General features: G+C 68.3%; 22 protein-coding genes. 16 read left to right on the top strand and 6 right to left on the bottom strand.

What is annotated here, in order from left to right:
- Window positions 1–9: 9 nt before the first annotated feature.
- The 7 genes from RTO53_RS03850 to recO all read left to right on the top strand — a co-directional run bounded on the left by RTO53_RS03850 (window position 10) and on the right by recO (window position 7,162).
- A complete protein-coding gene (locus tag RTO53_RS03850) occupies window positions 10–1,536 on the top strand; it encodes a DegQ family serine endoprotease (protein ID WP_312236560.1) in 1,527 nt (508 codons plus the stop codon).
- A 168-nt stretch (window positions 1,537–1,704) separates the two neighbouring features.
- Complete coding sequence (lepA, locus tag RTO53_RS03845) at window positions 1,705–3,495, top strand: translation elongation factor 4 (protein ID WP_312236575.1); 1,791 nt, start codon at window positions 1,705–1,707, stop codon at window positions 3,493–3,495.
- Window positions 3,496–3,598: 103 nt separating this feature from the next.
- The gene (gene lepB / locus RTO53_RS03840; protein WP_256775840.1) at window positions 3,599–4,393 is read left to right on the top strand and encodes a signal peptidase I; all 795 of its coding nucleotides are present in this window, start codon (window positions 3,599–3,601) and stop codon (window positions 4,391–4,393) included.
- Between the two features lie 32 nt (window positions 4,394–4,425).
- A complete protein-coding gene (locus RTO53_RS03835; protein ID WP_312236559.1) occupies window positions 4,426–4,809 on the top strand; it encodes a DUF4845 domain-containing protein in 384 nt (127 codons plus the stop codon).
- Window positions 4,799–5,479 carry a ribonuclease III gene (rnc, locus tag RTO53_RS03830; protein WP_312236558.1) on the top strand — a complete coding sequence of 227 codons (681 nt, stop codon included), beginning with the start codon at window positions 4,799–4,801 and terminating at the stop codon, window positions 5,477–5,479. The genes RTO53_RS03835 and rnc overlap by 11 nt, the downstream gene beginning before the upstream one ends.
- Window positions 5,476–6,372 carry a GTPase Era gene (gene era, locus RTO53_RS03825; RefSeq protein ID WP_312236557.1) on the top strand — a complete coding sequence of 299 codons (897 nt, stop codon included), beginning with the start codon at window positions 5,476–5,478 and terminating at the stop codon, window positions 6,370–6,372. The genes rnc and era overlap by 4 nt, the downstream gene beginning before the upstream one ends.
- Window positions 6,373–6,439: 67 nt before the next feature.
- On the top strand, window positions 6,440–7,162 hold the full coding sequence (recO, locus tag RTO53_RS03820) for a DNA repair protein RecO (protein ID WP_312236556.1): 723 nt from the start codon (window positions 6,440–6,442) through the stop codon (window positions 7,160–7,162).
- 165 nt (window positions 7,163–7,327) lie between these two features.
- On the opposite strand, the gene RTO53_RS03815 is transcribed toward recO, so the two are convergent.
- On the bottom strand, window positions 7,328–8,053 hold the full coding sequence (locus tag RTO53_RS03815; protein ID WP_312236555.1) for a response regulator: 726 nt from the start codon (window positions 8,051–8,053) through the stop codon (window positions 7,328–7,330).
- Window positions 8,054–8,192: 139 nt separating this feature from the next.
- Between RTO53_RS03815 and rlmD the strand changes: the two genes are divergently transcribed.
- Window positions 8,193–9,527, top strand: coding sequence for a 23S rRNA (uracil(1939)-C(5))-methyltransferase RlmD (rlmD, locus tag RTO53_RS03810; RefSeq protein ID WP_312236554.1), 1,335 nt, complete (start codon window positions 8,193–8,195; stop codon window positions 9,525–9,527).
- 47 nt (window positions 9,528–9,574) lie between these two features.
- On the opposite strand, the gene RTO53_RS03805 is transcribed toward rlmD, so the two are convergent.
- Window positions 9,575–10,186, bottom strand: a complete 612-nt coding sequence (locus RTO53_RS03805) for a hypothetical protein (protein ID WP_312236553.1) — start codon at window positions 10,184–10,186, stop codon at window positions 9,575–9,577.
- A gap of 77 nt (window positions 10,187–10,263) precedes the next feature.
- Between RTO53_RS03805 and RTO53_RS03800 the strand changes: the two genes are divergently transcribed.
- The 8 genes from RTO53_RS03800 (at window position 10,264) to RTO53_RS03765 (ending at window position 16,001) form a co-directional block, all read left to right on the top strand.
- A complete protein-coding gene (locus tag RTO53_RS03800) occupies window positions 10,264–10,767 on the top strand; it encodes a CYTH domain-containing protein (protein ID WP_312236552.1) in 504 nt (167 codons plus the stop codon).
- A 43-nt stretch (window positions 10,768–10,810) separates the two neighbouring features.
- Window positions 10,811–11,500: a DsbA family oxidoreductase gene (locus RTO53_RS03795; protein WP_312236551.1), complete on the top strand. Its 690-nt coding sequence runs from the start codon at window positions 10,811–10,813 to the stop codon at window positions 11,498–11,500.
- A gap of 97 nt (window positions 11,501–11,597) precedes the next feature.
- Window positions 11,598–12,605 carry a beta-N-acetylhexosaminidase gene (nagZ, locus tag RTO53_RS03790; RefSeq protein ID WP_312236550.1) on the top strand — a complete coding sequence of 336 codons (1,008 nt, stop codon included), beginning with the start codon at window positions 11,598–11,600 and terminating at the stop codon, window positions 12,603–12,605.
- The gene (locus RTO53_RS03785; protein WP_312236549.1) at window positions 12,605–13,159 is read left to right on the top strand and encodes a hypoxanthine-guanine phosphoribosyltransferase; all 555 of its coding nucleotides are present in this window, start codon (window positions 12,605–12,607) and stop codon (window positions 13,157–13,159) included. The genes nagZ and RTO53_RS03785 overlap by 1 nt, the downstream gene beginning before the upstream one ends.
- Window positions 13,159–13,905 (top strand): S-methyl-5'-thioinosine phosphorylase, encoded by a 747-nt coding sequence (locus RTO53_RS03780; protein ID WP_312236548.1) that lies wholly within the window; start codon window positions 13,159–13,161, stop codon window positions 13,903–13,905. Before RTO53_RS03785 ends, RTO53_RS03780 begins: the two co-directional genes overlap by 1 nt.
- A gap of 88 nt (window positions 13,906–13,993) precedes the next feature.
- Window positions 13,994–14,203 carry a cold-shock protein gene (locus tag RTO53_RS03775; protein ID WP_256775853.1) on the top strand — a complete coding sequence of 70 codons (210 nt, stop codon included), beginning with the start codon at window positions 13,994–13,996 and terminating at the stop codon, window positions 14,201–14,203.
- Window positions 14,204–14,321: 118 nt separating this feature from the next.
- Window positions 14,322–15,566, top strand: a complete 1,245-nt coding sequence (locus RTO53_RS03770; RefSeq protein ID WP_312236547.1) for an NAD(P)/FAD-dependent oxidoreductase — start codon at window positions 14,322–14,324, stop codon at window positions 15,564–15,566.
- 165 nt (window positions 15,567–15,731) lie between these two features.
- Entirely contained in the window at window positions 15,732–16,001 is a 270-nt protein-coding gene (locus RTO53_RS03765) for a hypothetical protein (RefSeq protein WP_312236546.1), read from the top strand.
- Window positions 16,002–16,042: 41 nt separating this feature from the next.
- Here the strand turns inward: RTO53_RS03765 and pdeM are convergent, their stop codons facing one another.
- The 4 genes from pdeM to RTO53_RS03745 are packed head-to-tail and all read right to left on the bottom strand — an operon-like array spanning window position 16,043 to window position 21,762.
- On the bottom strand, window positions 16,043–16,702 hold the full coding sequence (pdeM, locus tag RTO53_RS03760; protein WP_312236545.1) for a ligase-associated DNA damage response endonuclease PdeM: 660 nt from the start codon (window positions 16,700–16,702) through the stop codon (window positions 16,043–16,045).
- A complete protein-coding gene (locus RTO53_RS03755) occupies window positions 16,692–19,157 on the bottom strand; it encodes a ligase-associated DNA damage response DEXH box helicase (RefSeq protein ID WP_312236544.1) in 2,466 nt (821 codons plus the stop codon). The genes pdeM and RTO53_RS03755 overlap by 11 nt, the downstream gene beginning before the upstream one ends.
- Complete coding sequence (locus tag RTO53_RS03750) at window positions 19,154–20,758, bottom strand: ATP-dependent DNA ligase (RefSeq protein ID WP_312236543.1); 1,605 nt, start codon at window positions 20,756–20,758, stop codon at window positions 19,154–19,156. Before RTO53_RS03750 ends, RTO53_RS03755 begins: the two co-directional genes overlap by 4 nt.
- Window positions 20,755–21,762: a ligase-associated DNA damage response exonuclease gene (locus RTO53_RS03745; protein ID WP_312236542.1), complete on the bottom strand. Its 1,008-nt coding sequence runs from the start codon at window positions 21,760–21,762 to the stop codon at window positions 20,755–20,757. The genes RTO53_RS03750 and RTO53_RS03745 overlap by 4 nt, the downstream gene beginning before the upstream one ends.
- Window positions 21,763–21,784: the final 22 nt, after the last annotated feature.

Raw genomic sequence — 21,784 nt, 5'->3', positions numbered from 1 at the left:
TCGAGTCTGATGACCCCACGCATGCGTACCCAGGCCATGACCCTGTTGGCCCTGACCCTGCCGCTGATGGCCTGCGCCCAGGCACCGGCCCCGACCGCATCCGCTGTTGCCACCCCTGCCGCAGCACCGCGCGCGCCTGCTCCGCAACTGGTCAGCGGCCTGCCGGACTTCACCAACCTGGTGGAACAGGTGGGTCCTGGCGTGGTCAACGTCGAAACCACCATCGTGCGCAGCAACCGCCAGGCCCGCGGCATGGGCCCGGGGGGCGACGATGAGATGCCCGAGTTCTTCCGCCGCTTCTTCGGCCCCGATTTCCAGATGCCGGGGCAGGGCCCCGGTGGCCAGGACGACAGTCCGCGCATCCAGGGCCGCGGCATGGGCTCGGGCTTCATCATCTCCGCCGACGGCTACGTGCTGACCAACTACCACGTGGTCGCCGATGCCAGCGAAGTGAAGGTCAAGCTTGGCGACCGCCGCGAGTTCACCGCCAAAGTGATCGGCAGCGACCAGCAGTACGACGTGGCGCTGCTCAAGATCGACGGCAGGAACCTGCCGACCGTGCGCGTGGGCGACTCCAACACGCTCAAGCCGGGCCAGTGGGTGGTGGCGATCGGTTCGCCGTTCGGCCTGGACCACTCGGTCACCGCCGGCGTGGTCAGCGCGGTGGGGCGCAGCACCGGCGGCGCGGACCAGCGCTACGTGCCGTTCATCCAGACCGACGTGGCCATCAACCAGGGCAATTCGGGCGGTCCGCTGCTCAATACCCGCGGCGAAGTGGTCGGCATCAACTCGCAGATCTTCTCCGCCTCCGGTGGCTACATGGGCATCAGCTTCGCGATCCCGATCGACCTGGCCATGGGCGCGGTCGAGCAGATCAAGAAGAGCGGCCGGGTCACCCGTGGCCAGCTGGGCGCGATGGTCGGGGCGGTCACCGCCGATGTGGCGCAGGGCTTCAAGCTGCCCGACAGCCGCGGTGCCCTGGTCAACCAGCTTGTCCCCGGCAGTGCTGCCGCCAAGTCCGGGCTGGAAGTGGGCGATGTCATCCGCTCGGTCAATGGCACGCCGATCAATGTTTCCAGCGATCTGCCCCCGTTGATCGGTGCGCTGCCGCCGGGTACCAAGGTGCGCATCAACGTGCTGCGCGATGGCAAGGAGCGCGAGATCACCGCGACCCTGACCGAACTGGCCGAGGATGCCGAGCGCGGCCCGGACCGTCCGGCGGCCGAAGTGGCCAAGCCGGAGACCGGCGCCAACGCCTTGTTGGGGCTGGAGGTAGTCGACCTGACCGCGCCGCAGCGCCAGCAGCTGGGGTTGTCCTCGGGCGAAGGCGTGCGGGTCACCCGGGTAAATGGCCAGTCGGCGCGCGATGCCGGCCTTTCGCCGGGCATGGTGGTGCTGCAGGTCGGGCGTACCCCGGTCGGGAGCGTGGCCGCGCTGAACAAGGCGCTGGCCGGTTACAGCAAGGGCGATGTGGTCATGCTGCTGATCCGCGCCAATGGCAACAGCGCCTTCGTTCCGGTCAAGGCCGGGCAGTAAATCCCCGCCAACGTTACGTCTCCGGGCCCGCTTCGGCGGGCCCGGTCGTTTTCGGGCGCCATTCACGTCATTCGCGCAATGGCCCACGCGGGACCGGGCCGGCCATGCGATAATCCGCAGTCATCCTGACGACGCGACGCGCCGCCGCCACCTATGTCTTCTGATTCGATGCGGTTCATCCGCAACTTCTCCATCATCGCCCACGTCGACCACGGCAAGTCCACGCTGGCCGATCGCATCATCCAGCTTTGCGGCGGCCTCCAGGCCCGCGAAATGGAGGCGCAGGTGCTCGACTCCAACCCGATCGAGCGCGAGCGTGGCATCACCATCAAGGCCCAGTCGGTCTCGCTGCCGTATGTCGCCAAAGACGGCCAGACCTACCACCTGAACTTCATCGACACCCCCGGGCACGTCGACTTCTCCTATGAAGTCAGCCGCTCGCTAGCCGCCTGCGAAGGCGCGCTGCTGGTGGTCGATGCGGCCCAGGGCGTGGAAGCGCAGTCGGTCGCCAACTGCTACACGGCGGTGGAACAGGGTCTGGAAGTGGTGCCGGTGATCAACAAGATCGACCTGCCCACCGCCGACATCGAACGGGCCAAGGCCGAGATCGAGGCGGTGATCGGCATCGATGCCACCGACGCGGTGGCGGTCAGTGCCAAGACCGGCCTGAACGTGGTGGATGTGCTGGAGGCGATCGTGCATCGCATTCCGCCGCCGGTGCCGCGCGATACCGACAAACTGCAGGCGCTGATCATCGACTCGTGGTTCGACAACTACCTGGGCGTGGTCTCGCTGGTGCGCGTGATGCAGGGCCAGATCAAGGCCGGCGACAAGCTGCAGGTGATGTCCACGGGACGCAACCACCAGGTCGACAACGTCGGCGTGTTCACCCCCAAGCGCAAGGTGCTGCCGACGCTGGGTGCCGGTGAAGTGGGCTGGGTGACGGCCAGCATCAAGGACGTGCATGGCGCGCCGGTCGGCGACACGCTGACCCTGGCCGCCGATCCGGCGTCCACCCCGCTGCCGGGCTTCCAGGAAATGCAGCCGCGCGTGTTCGCCGGCCTGTTCCCGGTCGATGCCGAAGACTACCCGGACCTGCGCGAAGCGCTGGACAAGCTGCGCCTGAACGATGCCGCGCTGCGTTTCGAGCCGGAAAGCTCCGAGGCGATGGGCTTCGGCTTCCGCTGCGGCTTCCTCGGCATGCTGCACATGGAAATCGTGCAGGAACGCCTGGAGCGCGAGTACAACCTGGACCTGATCAGCACCGCGCCGACCGTGGTCTATGAGGTGCTCAAGACCGACGGCAGCATCATCAACATGGACAACCCGGCCAAGCTGCCGCCGGTGAACCATGTGCAGGAGATCCGCGAGCCGATCATCCGCGCCAACGTGCTCACCCCCGAGGAGTACATCGGCAACATCATCAAGCTGTGCGAAGAAAAGCGCGGCAGCCAGATCGGCATCAACTACCTGGGCAGCCAGGTGCAGATCAGCTACGAGCTGCCGATGGCCGAAGTGGTGCTGGACTTCTTCGACAAGCTGAAGTCGGTCAGCCGTGGCTACGCCTCGCTGGACTACCACTTCGTGCGCTTCGATGCCGGCCCGTTCGTCCGCGTGGACGTGCTGATCAACGGCGACAAGGTCGACGCGCTGTCGCTGATCGTGCACCGCAGCCACGCCGACCGCCGCGGCCGCGAGCTGTGCGAAAAGATGAAGGAGCTGATCCCCCGGCAGCAGTTCGACGTGGCCATCCAGGCCGCCGTCGGCTCGCAGATCATCTCCCGCACCACGGTCAAGGCCATGCGCAAGAACGTGCTGGCCAAGTGCTATGGTGGCGACGTTTCGCGCAAGAAGAAGTTGCTCGAGAAGCAGAAGGAAGGCAAGAAGCGCATGAAGCAGGTCGGCCGCGTGGAAATCCCGCAGGAAGCCTTCCTGGCCGTGCTGCAGATGGACAAGTAAGGCCGGATGGCGTTCCCGGCGGCGGCAGGCGGCACCGGACGGTGTCGCCGGGCGCGCAGGGATCCACCCCCCGCACCGCTGCAATCGTTCCCAAGGACACTGCATGAAATTGTTTGAGATCCTCCTGGTCGTATTGACGTTGGCCTCGGGCCTGATCCTGCTCGGCGAGAAGCTCTACTTCGCCAAGCGCCGCGCCCAGCGCGCCGGCCTGCTGGACACCGAGCCGGTGATGGTCGACTACGCCCGGGCGTTCTTCCCGGTGCTGGCGATCGTGCTGGTGGTGCGCAGCTTCATCGCCGAGCCGTACAAGATCCCGTCCAGCTCGATGATGCCCAACCTGCTGATCGGCGATTTCATCCTGGTCAACAAGTTCTCCTATGGCCTGCGCCTGCCGTTGAACAACGCCAAGATCGTGCCGCTGGGCGAGCCCAAGCGCGGCGACGTGGTGGTGTTCCACTTCCCGGGCCATTCGGACACCGATCCGGCCAAGGGCGAGAATTTCATCAAGCGGGTGATCGGCATCCCGGGCGACCAGATCGTGTTCCAGGGCAACGGCCTGATCCTCAACGGCGAGCCGCTCAAGTACGACAACAAGGGCCTGTACGCCGGCCATCGCGGCCAGGGCGAGGGCAGCTCGCTGCTGGTCGAGCACCTGCCGGGCCGTACCCACACCGTGCTGGAGACCGACTATCCGCGTGGCGAAGGCCAGTGGACCGTGCCGGCTGGCAAGTACCTGGTGATGGGCGACAATCGCGACAACAGCGATGACGGCCGCTTCTGGGGCCTGCTGCCGGAGGAGAACCTGCGCGGCAAGGCGTTCCTGATCTGGCTGAACTGCTCGGGCTGGTTCTGCAAGGACGGTTTCGAGCCCTCGCGGATCGGCTCGAGCATCAATTGATCCATCACACAAGCGTATCTGGGGAGAACGCAATGAAGACGATGAACACGCAGCGTGGCATGACCCTGACCTCGTTCCTGGTGGTCCTGATCGTGGTGGGTTTCGGCCTGTACGTGGGCATGAAGCTGTTCCCGATGTACCAGGAGTACTACGCGGTCCGCTCGGCGCTCAAGAGCCTGGCCAAGGAGCCGGGCGTGGGCAACATGGAGCCGGCCCGCGTGCAGGACATGTTCTTCAAGCGGCTGTACATCAGCTACTCGGAAAACGTGAAGCCGGCCAACGTGAAATTCGACCGCGTCAGCGGTGGCTGGAACATGAAGGTCAACTATGAGGTCCGCCGCGAACTGATCGGCAACCTCGATGTGGTTGGCAAATTTGATACGAACCAGGAATTGACCCTCAACGGTGTCGACTAAGACTTTCCAACGCGGTGACCCTGTCGGCCACCCCTTCCAGGATCCGGGCCTGCTCCAGCAGGCCCTGACGCATCGCAGTGCCGGCACGCCCAACAATGAGCGGCTGGAGTTCCTCGGCGACAGCATCGTCAACATGATGGTGGCCCAGGCACTGTACCAGCGCTGGCCCAAGGCCGACGAGGGCGCGCTGACCCGTGCCCGCGCCGAGCTGGTACGCGAAGGCGCGCTGGCGGTGATCGCCCGCTCCCTGGCGCTGGGCGACCGGCTCATCCTGGGGCCGGGTGAGATGAAGACCGGCGGGCACCGCCGCGACTCGATCCTGGCCGATGCGCTTGAGGCGGTCGTGGCCGCGATCTACCTGGACGCCGGCTTCCACGCCTGCCAGAGCGTCGTGCTGCCCTGGTTCGGCCCCTCGATGGATGCGCTGCCGGCCACCGGCAAGCCCGAAAAAGACCCCAAGACCCGCCTGCAGGAATGGTTGCAGGCCCGGCAGAAGACATTGCCGCTCTATGAGCTGCTGTCAGAGTCGGGTGATGATCATGCCAAGACCTTCCGGGTACGCTGCGGCGTAGCCGATCCCGCTGTCAGCACCGAAGGCGAAGGTGCCTCGCGACGGCTGGCCGAACAACAGGCGGCTGCGGCCGCCCTCGAGCAACTGGATTCCAAGTGAGCGAAGCAATTCCCCATCATTGTGGCAGCGTGGCGGTCATCGGCCGCCCCAATGTCGGCAAATCCACCCTGACCAACGCCCTGGTGGGCGCCAAGGTCAGCATCGTCTCCAACCGCCCGCAGACCACGCGGCACCGGCTGCTCGGCATCGCCAGCTACCCGGAAGGGCAGCTGGTGCTGGTGGACACGCCCGGCCTGCACCGCGTGCAGAAGCGCGCCATGAACCGGGTGATGAACCGCGCCGCGCGCGGCTCGCTGGAAGGCGTGGACGCGGGCATGCTGGTGATCGAAGCCGGCCGCTGGGACGAGGAGGACACCCTGGCCTTCAACGTGCTCAGCGACTCCGGCATCCCGGTGGTGCTGGTGGTCAACAAGGTCGACCGGCTGAAGGACAAGGCCGCGCTGCTGCCGTTCCTGCAGCAGGTCACCGAAGGCCGCAGCTTCGCTGCCGTGCACCCGATTTCGGCGCAGAAGCGCAACGGCCTGGACGCGCTGGTGCGCGACCTGCTCAAGCTGCTGCCCGAAGCCCCGCCGATGTTCGGCGAGGATGAGATCACCGACCGCAGCCAGCGTTTCCTGGCCGGCGAGCTGGTCCGTGAGCAGCTGATGCGCCAGCTCGGCGAAGAGCTGCCGTACGCCACCACGGTGGAGATCGAGCGCTTCGTCGAAGACGGCAACCTGCTGCGCATCGGCGCGGTGATCTGGGTCGAACGCGAAGGCCAGAAGGCCATCGTGATCGGCAAGGGCGGCACCCGCCTGAAGGACATCGGCGCCAAGTCGCGCATGCAGATGGAACGGCTGTTCGGCGCCAAGGTGTTCCTGGAAACCTGGGTGCGCGTGCGTGAAGGCTGGTCCGACGACGAAGCCGCGCTGAAGGCCTTCGGCTACGAATAAGCCGGGCAGGCGTGCCGTCCACCGACGGCCGCCGGCCTGTCCCCCGCCTGCCGTTGACGGCTGAGCCATGCGCATCGACGACGAACCTGCTTTCGTGCTGCATGCCCGGGCTTGGCGGGAAACCAGCCTGCTGGTGGAAGTGCTGACCGAACAGCATGGTCGGCTCGGCCTGCTCGCGCGTGGCGTCAGCAGCCCGCGCAGCCAGGCGCTGCGCGCGGCCCTGCAGCCGCTGCAATGGATCCGTTTCAGCGCGGTGCAGCGGGGCGAACTGGCCCAGCTGCGGGGCGCCGAGGCACTCGATGCGGCGCCACGACTCGGCGGCGAGACGATGCTGGCCGGCTTCTACATCAACGAACTGATCATGCGGCTGGCGCCCCGCCAGGACCCGCTGCCCGAGCTGTACGACCATTACGGCCTGGTGCGCCAACGGCTGCGCGACGCCGAACCGCTGGCCTGGACGCTGCGACGGTTCGAGCGTGACCTGCTCGAAGCGCTCGGGTTCGGGTTCGATCTGGCCCATGGCAGCGAGGGCGAACCGATCGACCCGGCGGCCCGCTACGAACTGGACCCGCAGGAGGGACCGCGCCGGCTGCTCAGCGAGCGCGGCACCGACCCTCGCCGGGGCACCGCGACCGGCAGCGCACTGCTAGCGCTGGCCGACGACCGCCAGCCAGGAGCCGACGACCTGGCCAGCCTGCGCCGCGGCATGCGCGCGGTGCTGCTGCACCATCTGGGCGGCCGTGGGCTCAAATCCTGGGAAATGCTCGAAGACCTGGCGCGCCGCCGCTGACCGAGCGCCCAGAACCACGCCCGACCGCCCCCGCCCCGGTAGAGCCAGACCATGCCCAGCTACGCGCGGCTCGGTAGAGCCGGGCCATGCCCGGCTGCCTCTGCCTTTGTCCCGGGTAGAGCCGGACCATGCCCGGCTGCCTCTGCCTCTGCCTCGGCCTCGGTCTCAATGCAATAACGATTCCACCGCCGCCTGGAACCGCGTATGCGCGCCACTGGACTGCGGCGCCTGGTGCAGCTGCCGCACTGCGCGGGCCAGCCGCGCCGCGCCGACAAAACCACAGCTGGCCTGGAGCCGGTGCAGCTGCCCGTGCAGCGCGCGCACATCCTGCTGCAGCAGGGCCTGGGCGACCGCATCGCGGACCCCGGGCAGCTCGGCCAGGAACAGCTCGCGCAACGCGATCAGGTGGTGGCGTTGCCCATTCAGCGCGGCCAGGGCGGTGATTTCGTCCCAGTCCTCGCGCTCGGCCTCCGCACCGCCGCCCAGTGTCGACGGCGCGCTGCCGGGGCTGTTGACCAGTGCGCGGCGCACCGCCTTGAGCAGCTGCTCGCCCGTGAGCGGCTTGACCAGCGTTTCGCTGAAGCCGGCATCGCGCAGCCGCGCGTGGATGCTGGTATCGCCGTCGGCGGTATGCGCCAGCGCCGGCGTATCCGGGCGCGAACGGCGCAGTTGCTGAAGCAGTTCGGTGCCGTTGCCATCGGGCAGGTTGACGTCGATCAGCCACAGGTCGTGCTGGCCGCTGCGTGCGCGATCCATGGCCGTGGCCAGCGAATCGGCGGTGTCCACCTCGGCGGGCAGGGTTTCCAGCGCGGCCTTGAAGAAGCCGCGGCTGATGGTGTCGTCCTCGACGAGCAGGAATCGGGGCATCGGATCCCGCGGGGTCATCTGCATTTGGGGCTGCCTCCATGTCAGCTATGCGCCATATTAAACATGCGCGCGCGCGCTGCAAGCGGTTCCAGCGCTGCATTTGGCAGTCCACGCTGCGTATCTGCGACAATACGCACCCTTTTTGCCCGCAGCCTGTTGCCACGTGGCCCGAACCCGCTCCCGCCTCGACCGTACGCCGTTCCAGACCGACATTCTCGACCTCAGCCACGATGGCCGTGGCGTGGCCCGCCGCGAAGGCGAGGGCAGCAAGGTCACCTTCATCACCGGCGCGCTGCCGGGCGAAGTGGTCAGCGCTGAACCGACGGCCCGCAACCGCCATTTCGACGAGGCCCGCACCCTGGAGGTGCTGCAGCCCTCGCCGCAGCGGGTGACGCCGCGCTGCCCGCATTTCGGCGTATGCGCCGGCTGCGTACTGCAGCATCTGGAGGAGTCGCAGCAGATCGTGGCCAAGCAGCGGGTGCTGATGGACAACCTGACCCGGATCGGCCATGTCACCCCCGGCACGGTATTGCCGCCGCTGGTGGGCGACAGTTGGGGCTACCGTCGCAAGGGCCGGTTCTCGGTGCGCCGGGTGGAGAAGAAGGACAAGACCCTGGTTGGCTTCCGCGAGCAGGATCCGCGCTTCGTCGCCGACCTGTCGCAGTGCCTGACCGTGATCCCGGAGATCGGCAGCAAGGTCGGGGTGATGGCCGCGTTCATCGAAACCCTGGACGGCAAGCGCGATATCCCGCAGATCGAATTCATCGCCGGCGATGACGCGATCATGCTCACCATCCGCCACATGCAGCCACTCAGCGATGCCGACCGTGCGGCGTGGACCGCCTTCGGGCAGGAGCACGGCTTCGCCATTTCGCTGCAGCCCGGTGGCGTGGAATCGGTGCACCCGCTGTGGCCGGCGGAGGTGCCGCTGTCGTTCAAGCTGGCGCCGTGGGATGTCGAGCTGGCGTTCCGCCCGTTGGACTTCATCCAGGTCAATGCCAAGCTCAACGTGAAGATGATCGCGCTGGCCCTGGAACTGCTTGATGCCGGCCCAGACGAGCGCGTGCTCGATCTGTTCTGCGGGCTGGGCAACTTCACCCTGCCGCTGGCACGCACCGTACGCGAAGTGGTCGGCGTGGAAGGGGAGGCCGGGCTGGTGGCGCGCGCGAAGGAAAACGCGGCACGCAATGGGTTGGACAATGCACAGTTCTTTGCTGCCGACCTGACCCAGGACCAGCGCCAGACGCCGTGGATGCGTCAGGGCTTCGACAAGCTGCTGCTGGACCCGCCGCGTTCGGGTGCCATTGAAGTGCTGCAGCAGCTGCCGTTGAAACAGTTCAAGCGCATCGTCTATGTAAGCTGCCATCCCGGTTCGCTGGCCCGCGATGCCGGCTACCTGGTCAACGAGCAGGGCTTCACCCTGGTCAGCGCCGGTGCGATGGACATGTTCCCGCACACCGCGCACGTGGAAAGCATCGCGGTATTCGAGAAGCGGTAAGCGCTGGCGCCGGCCGCGGATCGGCGGCCGGTCAGACCAGAGGTGGCCTACCGATCGGCATCGGGAGCAGCGTTCTGCCACTGCCCCTGTGCATCGAACACATAGGTCTGCGGCTCGGTGCCGCGCTCGGTGTCATCGCCTGCGGTGACATCGCAGGTGATCTCGGCCGCACCCATGTCGCGCAGCTCGCAGTCCTCGATCGCAATCACCTGCAGCCGCTGCTGGAAGGCCCGCATCTGCCCGCGCGCCGTCGCGTCCGCGAGGGTGGCCACGCGCGCGTCGAGGCGTTCGCTGAGCAGCTCACGGGCGCGTTCGCGCGGGGGAACCGGCGCCGGCACATCCGCTTTTTCCAGCACCCAGCCCATGCCCTGCGGAAGGAAGCGCAGCATGCGGTAGCGGTTGCGGATGCCCATCTCCATGCCGACCAGGCACTCGAACGCGCCGCTCACCGCAGCGCTGGCAAAACACGGTCCGTGTTCGAACCCGCGCGGGGTGAACATGGCGTGCAGCAGCAGGTCCTGGGTGGATGCGGCGGGCGTCTTCTCCGCCTCGATCATCGCCAGGATCGACGCCTCGATCTGCGCGTGGGTCGGCGCTGTGGCGGCCACTGCGGTCAGCGGCAGCAGCGACAACAACAGGGGAGCGAGCAGCTGATTCATCGAGGGTCCTTCCAGGGCAGCGCGCCAGTATAGAAGCACGGCTCGGCCGCTTCCCCACGATCGCGCATACTGTGCGCATGGGCATTGAAATCGAACGCAAATACCTCGTCACCGGCGATGGCTGGCGCACCGCCGCACACACGGTGATCCCGATGGCGCAGGGCTATCTCAACGACACCGCCTCGCTGGAGAGCGGCGCACAGAAGGCCTCGGTGCGCGTGCGCATCCAGGGCGAGCAGGCCTTCCTCAACATGAAATCGCGGGAGATCGGGCACACCCGCCAGGAGTTCGACTACCCGATCCCCGTGGAGGATGCGCGCGCGTTGCTGGCGCTCTGCGTGGGCGGGCTGATCGACAAGCGGCGGCACCTGGTGCATCACGCCGGCCTGGTCTGGGAAGTGGACGAATTCCTCGGCGAGAACGCCGGGCTGGTAGTGGCCGAAGTCGAGCTGGATCACGCCGACCAGGCCATCGACCTGCCCGAGTGGGCCGGCACCGAGGTCACCGACCAGGTCCGCTACTACAACCTGGCACTGGCCGCGCATCCCTTCGCGCGCTGGTCGGCCGCTGAACGGGGCTGAGCCCCGCCTTGCAAACGCCCCGGGCGGCCCAAAGTCTGGTCGGATGAAAATCGATATCTGGTCCGACGTGGTATGCCCCTGGTGCTGGATCGGCAAGCACCGTTTCCAGCAGGGCCTGGCCCTGCTGGGCGACGACGCCCCGCAGGTGGAGGTGCACTGGTACCCGTTCCTGCTCGACCCCGATGCGGGCACCACGCCGGTGCCGCTGCGGCAGGCCTATGCCGCCAAATTCGGCAGTGCCGAGCGCACCGAACAGATCCTGTCCCAGACCCAGACCGCCGCGCGTGCCGAGGGCCTGCCGATGGACTTCGACCAGGGCCAGGTGCGGGTGACCACGCTGCCGGCGCACCGCGTGCTGTGGCTGGCCGGGCGTGAAGGCGTGCAGGGCCCGGTGGGCGAGGCGCTGTTCCGTGCCCACTTCGTCGAAGGCCGCAACCTCGCCGACGCGCAGACCCTGATCGACGCCGCCGCCGCGGGCGGGATCCCGGCCGAGCGGGTCACCGCGCTGCTGGCCGGCGACGAGGGCCTGGAGGAGATCCAGGCCCAGCTGGCCCAGGCCCAGGCCATGGGCATCCAGTCGGTGCCGACCTTCGTGGTCGATGACCGCTACGCCATCCAGGGCGCCCAGCCGCCGGAGGGCTTCGCGCAGGCATTGCGCGAGATCGCCGCGGCGACGCCCGATGCCGCCGCTGCGGCCGACGGGGCCCACTGCGGCCCGGACGGCTGCGCCTAGGTGAATCCGCGGCGACCGGCAGTCGTGGCCTAGCGCGCGCGGGTTCTGCGACAATGCGGCGGTGCGCCATCATGGCGCCCCGTATTGGAGATCGACCATGCTCGTGATCGGCGTTGCCGGGACCGAACTCACCGCCCAGGAGCGCGATTGGCTGCAGCACGACGCCGTGGCCGGCGTCATCCTGTTCAAGCGCAACTTCGGCTCGCGCCAGCAGGTCGCCGAGCTGTCCGCGGCGATCCGCGCCGCCGCACCACGCCCGCAGCTGATCTGCGTGGACCAGGAAGGCGGCCGCGTGCAGCGCTTCCGCGAGGGTTACAGCGCGCTGCCGCCGCTGCAGGGCTTCGATGCCCTGTACCGGCAGGACCCGCAGGCCGCCCTGGCGCTGGCCACCCAGCACGCCTGGCTGATGGCCAGCGAGGTACGCGCCAGTGGCGTGGACCTGAGCTTCGCCCCGGTGGTCGACCTGGGGCGTGGCAACCTCGCCATCGGCGACCGCGCCTTCAGCGCCGATCCGCAGGTGGTGGCCGCCTTTACCCGCGCCTACATCGACGGCATGCACAGCGTCGGCATGGCCGCCACCCTGAAACACTTCCCCGGCCATGGCACGGTGCGCGAAGACACCCATGTGGACGATGCCTCCGACCCGCGCACGCTGGACGCGCTGCGTGCGCTGGACCTGGTGCCGTTCGCGGCCGGCATCGACGCCGGCGCCGATGCGGTGATGATGGCCCATGTGGTCTACCCGCAGGTCGCGCCGGAACCGGCCGGCTATTCGCCGCGCTGGATCCAGCAGATTCTGCGCGAAGAAATGGGCTTCCGCGGCGTGGTGTTCTCCGATGACATCGGCATGGCCGCCTCGTTCTCGGCCGGCGGGGTCAAGGCGCGCGTGGATGCGCACCTGGATGCCGGCTGCGACGTGGTGCTGGTCTGCCACCCCGAGCTGGTCGAAGAATCGCTGCGCGCGGTCCAGCCGCGCACCCTCAACACCGCTGCGCTGATCGGTCTGATCGGTCGCGGCGCGCTTGGCTGGGACGGCCTGCTGGCCGACACCCGCCATGGCACCACCCAATCCCGTTTGCTTGACACCCTTGGAAGAACCGTCTGATGCCCAACCTCACCATTTCCCAGGCCCTGGCCCAGGCCGACCTGCTGGTCGACCGTCCCACCATCGACACGGCCATCGCCGCCATCGCCGACGCCATCGCGCGCGATTACAAGGGCGAAGTGCCGCTGTTCCTGTCGATCATGCACGGCGCGCTGCCGTTCGCCGGCCAGCTTGCGCTGGAGCTTGGCGCGCGCGGCCAGGACGTGCAGTTCGATTACCTGCATGCCACCCGTTACCGCGGCGAAACCACCGGCGGCGACCTGGTGTGGAAGCACAAGCCGGCCACCGCGCTGTTTGGCCGCCGGGTGCTGCTGGTCGATGACATCCTCGACGAGGGCTACACCCTGCAGGGCGTGCGCACCTGGTGCCTGGAGCAGGGCGCCACCGACGTGCGCATCGCCGCGCTGACGGTCAAGCAGCACGACCGCGCGCTGCCGGACGTCAAGGCCGACTACGCCGGCATCGACCTGCCGGACCGCTACGTGTTCGGGTTCGGCATGGACGTCAACGAAACGCTGCGCTGCGTGCCGGCCATCTACGCGATGAAGGAATGATGGAAGCGATTTCACTGGCCGTCATCGGCGGCACCGGCGTCTACAAACTGGCCCAGCTGGATGATGTCAGCAGCCACCAGGTCGAAACGCGCTACGGCACCCCGTCCGGTCCGATCCGGGTCGGGACGCTGCTGGGCCAACGCGTGGCGTTCCTGGCCCGGCATGGCGAAGGCCATTCGCTGCCGCCGCACAAGATCAACTACCGCGCCAACCTTGCCGCACTGCAACAGATCGGTGCCACCCGCGTGCTCGCCCTCAACACCGTGGGCGGCATCACCGAGCACTGCGGTCCGCGCGTGCTGGCCTGCCCGGACCAGCTGATCGACTACACCTGGGGCCGTATCTCGACGCTGAGTGAAGAGCCCGGCAGCGAGGTCCTGCACGTGGACTTCGGTCATCCGTACACGCCGATGCTGCGCAGCAAGGTATTGGCCGCGGCGAAAGTCACCGGCGTGCGCCTGCACGATGGCGGCTGCTACGGCGCCACGCAGGGCCCGCGACTGGAAACCAATGCGGAAATTGGGCGGATGCGGCGTGACGGCTGTGATCTGGTCGGCATGACCGGCATGCCCGAGGCCAGCCTCGCACGCGAGCTCAGATTGGACTACGCGTGCCTGGCGATCGTGGCCAACTGGGCCGCCGGCTGTGGCGATGGCGATGAAATCACGATGGCCGAGGTACTGGCCAATGTGGACGCGGCGTCGGCCGGATTGCCGGAACTGATTGGCGAATTGGCACGGGGGTGATTGTCATTGCGGAGCAAGCTTTGCATACTCCGCCAGTGCGCTGGTTGAGCGTACACCACCCATTCATTGAAGAAGGTCTCGCATCACCATGCCGAACGGTACCGTCAAGTGGTTCAACGACGCCAAGGGATTTGGCTTTATTTCGCCGGAGGACGGCAGCGCCGACGTCTTCGCGCACTTCTCCGCGATCAACTCCAAGGGCTTCCGCAGTCTGCAGGAAGGCCAGAAGGTCACCTATGACGTGACCCAGGGCCCGAAGGGCGCCCAAGCCTCGAACATCGTGCCGGCGGCCGAGTAATTCATCGCCCTGCGCATTGAAAACCCCGCTTCGGCGGGGTTTTTTTTAGCTGTCGGCGGACGCACCGCTGCGCAACGAGCGGCATCGCGCGTGATGCCGATCACGAACAAGGATAGCCATGTCACCACGACGGACCATCGCGATTGTCGGTTACGGCACAGCGGGACAAGCGCTCGCGGTCCTGCTTTCACGCGACCATCACGACGTGCACGTTTTCGAGCGCGCCGTCGCGCCCGGTCCGGTCGGTGCCGGTTTCCTGCTGCAGCCCACCGGACTGGAGGTGCTGTGGCGGATGGAGCTGCTGCCGCAGGTGCTGCACCACGGCGCGGCCGTGCGTCGCCTGTACGGCGACACCCCGTGCGGGCGAACGGTGATGGAGATGGGTTACGCCACGCTGGACGCGCGCCTGCATGGCGTGGGCATGCAGCGCGGTGCCTTGTTTTCGTTGTTGGCGCAGGCCTGGGAGCATCCGGGCAACCTGCAGGCCGACACCACCATTGTCGAGGTGGATGCCGTGCAGGGAAGGCTGCGCGACGCGCGTGGCCGGTGGCACGGGCCTTACGATCTGGTGATCGCCGCCGACGGTGCCGGCTCCACGCTGCGTACTCACGTGCAGGGCACGCAGCTGGACCGCGAGTACCCGTGGGGCGCGCTGTGGTGCCTGCTGCCGCGTGGCGACTGGGCGCATTACGAGGAACTGCGGCAGCGCTACGTGGCGGCGCGCAAGATGATCGGGCTGTTGCCGGTAGGCACGCGTCCGGGTGATGACGAACAGCGGCTGAGCTTCTTCTGGAGCCTGCCACGTGATCAGTTCGCGCAGTGGGAACGCGACGGCCTGCAGCGCTGGCTGGAAGAGATCGCCACGCTGTGGCCGCAGGCGCATGCGCGGCTGGACGGCGTGCGCGACAGCGCGCAGCTGGCGCGTGCGGGCTACCGCGATGCGGTGATGTCGCGCTGGAGCCGCGAGCGGCTGGTGCTGGCCGGCGATGCCGCGCACGCGATGAGCCCGCAGCTGGGGCAGGGCGTGAACATGGCGCTGATGGACGCGCTGGCGCTGCGCGATGCGCTGCGTGCGCACCGCGACCGCGATGCCGCGCTGCAGGCCTACGTGGCGCAGCGCCGCGCGCACGTAGCGATCTACCACTTCTGGAGCCGCTGGCTGACCCCGTTGTTCCAATCCGATCGCGACACGCTGGCGCGCGCGCGTGATGTGTTGTTCAAGCCGATGGGCAACCTGCCGGTCGGTCGTGGCCACATGCTGCGCGTGCTCAGCGGTACCCAGCGTGGCTGGCTGGGCACGCTGGGGCTGTCGAGCGGTTTCATCGACGCCCTGGCGGCACCGGACGCTGCGCGCCTCTGCTGATCACCCGTGACAGCGGCGCGCAGCGCGTCGATGAAGATGCATTTAACCTCCATTGACGGCGAACTCACCCCGTGTGTGCGACAAGTGACGGGCAGACGCGGCCTGCGTGCGGCGCCTGCGTCTACGGTCCTTGATGGACCGATCGCACCCCCGAAGGAGAGTGACATGCTGTTCGCGGCCGAAGTCCTGGATGCCGAAATCTGCAAGCTGCGTGGATTGTTGCAGATGCTGCACGAGGATCAGCCTGACGTGATGGACGATGTATTCGAGTTCCACGTCACCAGCCTCATCACCCACGCCGCGCCGGAGCAGCACCAACGCATCCGTGCCGCCGCACACGACATGATGGCCGAGATCCTGCGCCAACCGGTGCGGCCCCGGCCGCATACCGCCGACATTCGATTGATGCCGGACGTGCTCGTCCCCGCAATGTAATGCAGCAGCAGGCCACCACCGGCGGTGGTGGCTTCAGTGCGCTAAGCGGTGGGTGCGCGACGGGCGGGCAATGCGATCGCCTCGTCTTCCACGCAGGCCACCAGGTGTTCGCCCGCGGCCAGCACCGGGGCGATACCGGCGGTGAAGCGCGACCATGCCGGCAATACGGTCAGGCGCTCGCGCAGCCAGAATGCGGGCCAACGCCGTTGCATCCCCGGTAGACGCGCGAGCGGATGGATGTGACCGCACAGCACATGCAGTGACGGATGCGGTTGCGGATCATGGCGCAGCAGGAAGGGACCTGCCTGCAGGCGCTCGCCGAGCAGTTCGATGCCCAGGTCGGCCTTGGGCAGCGCGCGGTCGTGATTGCCGGCCAGTGCACCGATCTGCAGCGCGGCATGCTGTTCGCGCCAGCCCTGCCACTGCCGGTACCACGAGGTGCGATGGGCCACGCCATGCAGCACGTCGCCGAGGATCCACAGCGTGTCCACCTCGTGGCGCTGCAGCAGGGTCGACAGCCGCTGCAGGTCTTCGGCGGTGCCGCCGCTGGGCAGGCCGATGCCCGCACGCCGGAACACATCGGCTTTGCCAAGGTGCAGGTCGGCGATCAGCAGGGCCTTGCGCGCCGGCCAGTACAGCGCGCGCGCGCCGAGCAGCAGCAGCGACTCACCGGCAAGGGTGGTCGGCAGTTCAGGTGCCATGACGTGTCTCCAGTTGCTGTGCAGCGCGCTGCACGCGGGTTTTCCAGTCTTCGTTGCTGAGCTGGCCGCGCAGGCGCTCGGCCCACAGCGGGAACGACAGGGGCCCGAGGCTGGACGGTGACTGCAGGCTCAGTGTGCGCGTCTGGCAGCGTTGCAGCGTGCTGGCCAGGCTCTCCAGGTCCAGCTGTGCATGCAGCACTTCGCGTTCGGCCAGGCCCAGCAGGATGTGATCGGGATCGTGCTGGCGCAGCACGTCGTACAGCAGCCCACTGGACGCCTGCAGTTGGCGCAGGCTGCGCGGCGTGCGCCCGGGCAGCGCCGGCACCAGCATGCCCGAGACCCGCGCGATGTCGCGGAACTGTCGGCGTGCCAGCTCGGCGAGGTTGAGGCTGTCGCGCAGGTCCTCGAACAGGTGCGCCGGCTGCAGCAGTTCGCGCACGCGCTGGGCATCCAGTTCGATCGCGCGTGCTGGCGACAGCACGAAGCCGTAATCGTTGGCGGCGTAACCGAAGGTATTGGGCTGTTGCCGGGCCAGGCGCATCGCCATCAGCGCGGCCAGTCCTTCATTGGTCTGGCGGCCGGCGAAGGGGTACACGAACACGAACTGGCCTTCGCGCCGGCGCACCGTTTCCACCAGCAACCGCGACGGTGCAGGCAGCACCGACAAGCGCGACTGCAACGCCAGCAGCGGCGCCAACCACTGCATCTCCGGCGATTGCGCCGGGGCGTCGAACACGGCCTCCATTTCATGCCCCAACGCATCGGACAGCGGCAAGCGGCCGCCCTGCCAGCGTGGCACCAGGCCGTCGCCGCCCTTGGCCAGGCGTACATACGCGGTGAGGTTTTCCAGCCGCACCAGTTCCAGCAGGCGCCCGGCGAACTGGAAGCGATCGCCCGGCCGCAGCCTTCCCAGGAACTGTTCTTCCACCGCGCCCAGCCGGCCGCCGCGCAGGAACTGCACCATGACGCTGCCATCGCTGGTGATGGTGCCGATGGACAGGCGATGGCGCAGCGCGACGCGACGGTCGTGCACGCGGTACACGCCATCGTCGTCGCGCACCACTTTGTGGAAGTCCGGATATTGCGCCAGCGCGCGACCGCCCTGCACGATGAAGTCGAGCACGCCCTGCCAGTGCGCGTCATCCAGCGCGGCGAACGCGTGCGTCCGCCGGACCTGTTCGAACAGCGCATCGGCCTGGAAACCACCGCCGAGCGCGCAGCTCACGCAGTGCTGGGCCAATACGTCCAGCGACAGCCGCGGGGGGCGCCGTGCTTCGATCACCCCGGCGGCGAGCGCGCGTCGTGCCGCCGCATACTCCACCAGCTCCAGCGCATGCGAGGGAACGCAGACGATATGGCCCGATTCGCCGGGACGGTGGCGGGCGCGGCCGGCGCGCTGCAGCAGCCGCGCGATGCCTTTCGGGCTGCCGATCTGCAGCACCTGGTCCACCGCTGGAAAGTCCACGCCCAGGTCCAGGCTGGAGGTGGCCACCACGCAGCGCAAGCGCCCGTCACGCAGGCCCTGTTCGACTTCACGACGCAACGCCGGGTCCAGCGAGCCGTGGTGCAGCGCGAGCGTGGCTGGATCTTCCGGCCACACCGCCGACAGCGCCTGGTGCCACAACTCGGCCTGCGCGCGGGTGTTGGTAAACAGCAGGCTGGTGCCCACCGACAGCAGTTTTTCCAGTACCCGTTGCAGCTGCGACAGCCCGAGGTGGCCGGCCCAGGGGAAGCGTTCCCCGTGCGCGGGCAGCAATGTCTCAAGGCTGACCGGACGCGGTCGTGCGCCGGCCACCAGCGGTGCATCGGGTACATCGGGCAGCAGCACCTCGCGGGCCTCGTCCAGGTTGCCCAGCGTTGCCGACAGCCCCCACAGCTGCAGGGCGGGCAACGCATCGCGCAGCCGCCGCAGGTTCAACTGCAGCAACACGCCGCGCTTGTTGCCCAGCAGTTCGTGCCATTCATCGACCACCACGCAGCGCAGCTGGCGCATCTTCGCCATGCCATCGGGATAACTGAGCAGCAGGGCCAGCGATTCGGGCGTGGTGACCAACACATCCACGCGCCCCTCGCGCGCCAGCCGTTTGTCCCGCGCGCTGGCGTCACCGGTGCGCAGGCCTACCTGCCAGTCCAGGCCGAGGCCCGCCAGCGGCTCGCGCAATGCGCGTGCGGTATCGCTGGCGAGCGCGCGCAGCGGGGTGATCCACAGCACCTGCAGCACCGGCACCGGCTTGCGTGCGCGCCCGGCAACGGTGACAGGCAGTGGATCGGCCAGCGCCTGCAGCAGCGGCCCGCCGAACATCGCCAGGGTCTTGCCGCTGCCGGTGGGCGTGTGCAGCAGGCCCGAGGCGCCGGAGAGGTAGTGGCGCCACATCGCCTTCTGGAACGGCAACGGCGCCCAGCCGCGGCTGGCGAACCACGCGGCCAGTTTCGCCGTCGCCTCGCGTCGGGTCACCGCGCCAGGGCCTGCAGCTGCGCCAGGGTATCGGCCTCGCTGGCCGGCTTGTCCTGCCTCCAGCGCAGGATGCGCGGGAAGCGTACCGCGATGCCGGACTTGTGCCGGCTGCTGCGGTTGACCGCTTCGAAACCCAGTTCGAACACCTGCTCGCCGCGCACGCTGCGCACCGGGCCGAAGCGTTCGACGGTGTTGGCGCGGATCCAGCGGTCCAGCGCCAGGATTTCCTTGTCATCCAGGCCCGAATAGGCCTTGGCCACCGGCACCAGCCTGTCGCCGTCCCACACCCCGAAGGTGTAGTCGGTGTACAGCGTGCTGCGCCGGCCGTGGCCGGCCTGCGCGTAGATCATCACCGCGTCGATGGTCAACGGATCGATCTTCCACTTCCACCAATCGCCGCGCCGTCTACCGCTCTGGTAGATCGAGTCGTGGCGTTTGAGCATCAATCCTTCCACGCCGCGCTCGCGGGCCAGCGCGCGCTGTGCGGCCGCGGCCGGCCAGTCGGCGACGGATACCGACGGCGAAAGCACGATGCGCGGGTCGTCCAGCGCGATGAGCAGCGCGGCAAGCCGCGCGCGGCGCGCGTGCAGCGGTTGCGTGCGCAGGTCCTGTCCGTCGGCTTCGAGCAGGTCGTAGGCCAGCACCCGCACTGGCGTGTCGCGCAGGGTCTTCGGCCCCGGCTTGCGGCGCTGGATGCGCGTCTGCAGCGCGGTGAACGGCAACGGCTGATCGTCGCCCTCGCGCCAGGCGAGCAGTTCGCCATCGATCACGCAGCCATCGGGCAGCGCCATCGCCGCCGCTTCAATCTCCGGGAAGCGGCCATCCAGGCGCTCTTCGCCGCGCGACCACAGGGCGGCCTCGCCCTTGCGTCGCAGCAGCTGCAGGCGGATGCCGTCCCATTTCCATTCCAGGGTCCAGTCCTCGATCGGGCCAAGGCTGTCGGCCTCGGCCTCCAGCGGCGAGGCGAGGAAGAACGGATACGGTTGCTGGCGATCCTCCGGACGTTCTTCGGGCGACAGCAGGGCCGCCAGCAGGCCGGGCGAGGGCACCCATTCGCCGAGCATGCGCTGGGCGATGCGGGCGATGTCGATGCCCGACAATTCGGCCAGTGCCTGCTGCACCACGCGCTGTGACACGCCCACCCGCAGCGCGCCGGTCAGCAGTTTGTTGAACACCAGTCGTTCGCCCGCGGGCAGTTGCCGCCAGCCCGCCACCACTGCCGCGCGTCGCACCGCTTCGTCCTGGTTGGCCACGGTGAGCAGGTGCGCTTCGATCCATTCGGCCAGGGGCCGGTCGCTGCCGGATTCGGTCGGATCATCCAGCAGCAGCGTGAGGGTCTCGGCGAGGTCGCCGACCTGGTCGTAGCTGTCGTCCACCAGCCACGCCGGCAACCCGGACTCCTCGCCGATCCAGGCGCGCAGTTCGCCGCTGGCCGCGATCTTCCGCCGAGCGCCGCCGACCTTGCCGCCACTGAGCAGGTACAGCGCCCAGGCCGCATCGTGCGGGCGCGCGTCGCGGAAATACGCAACCAGCGCGGCGCGCTTGTCCAGCGTGGCGGTGCTGCGGTCCAGGCGCTGGTAAAGCGCGGCGAATGCCTTCATTCCTCGCTCCCGAAATCGGTCCGGAACGCTTCGGCGGCCACCCCACGCTCGCGCAGGAATGGGATCAGCGCATCGGTGTTGCCGTGGGTGGCGATCACCCGACGCGCGCCGGTCTGTTCGATGGTCTGCAACAGCGCGGGCCAGTCGGCATGGTCGGACACCACGAAGCCGCGATCGTAGTTGCGCCGCCGCCGGTTGCCGCGCAACCGCATCCAGCCTGAGGCGAAGCCCAGCTGATGCTTGCCGAAGCGGCGCAGCCACGGCGTACCCGCCGCGGACGGCGGCGCCAGGATGAGCTTGCCGGCCGCGTCGGGTTCGCGGCCCTGTTCGGCCACGGTATGCGTCTCCAGCATGGCGATGCCGGCCTGCCGGTAGACCGCCACGCCGTTGGCGATGGCCCCGTGCAGCCACGCGGGCTGGTCGTCCAGCGGCAGCAGTTCGGCCAGCACCCGCTGCGCCTTGCCCAGCGCGTAGCAGAGCAGGATCGCCGCCTCGCCGCGCGTGGCGCATTCGCGCCGCCACGCCACGATCTCCGCCGCCACCTCGGCGGTGTCCTGCCAGCGGTAGATCGGCAGGGCGAACGTGGCCTCGGTGATGAACACATCGCACGGCACCACCTCGAACGGCGCGCAGGTGGGATCGGGCTGGCGCTTGTAGTCGCCCGAGGCGACCCAGACCTGCGTGCCATCGTCGATGCGCACCTGCGCCGACCCCAGCACATGCCCGGCCGAGTGCAGCGACACCTCGACATCGCCCAGCCGGAACGCACGGCCGTAGTCGTAGGCCTGCAGCGGTACGTCGCCCAGCCGCCAGCGCAGGATCGGCACGCTGTCGGTGCTGCAGTAGTACTGGCCCATGCCGCTGCGCGCGTGGTCGCCGTGGCCATGGGTGATCACCGCGCGCGGGACCGGCCGCCACGGATCGATGTGGAAATCCCCGGCCGGGCAGTACAGGCCTTCCGGTCGCAGCACCACCAGATCGTTGTTCGTCGTCGTCAGGCTCATGCATCGCACTGTGCCGCCGCAC

The organism is Stenotrophomonas sp. (genome assembly GCF_031995405.1).
Classification (GTDB): Bacteria; Pseudomonadota; Gammaproteobacteria; order Xanthomonadales; family Xanthomonadaceae; genus Stenotrophomonas.
Note: the sequence above shows the minus strand (reverse complement) of the source record. Positions and strands in the feature narration are given on the sequence as shown.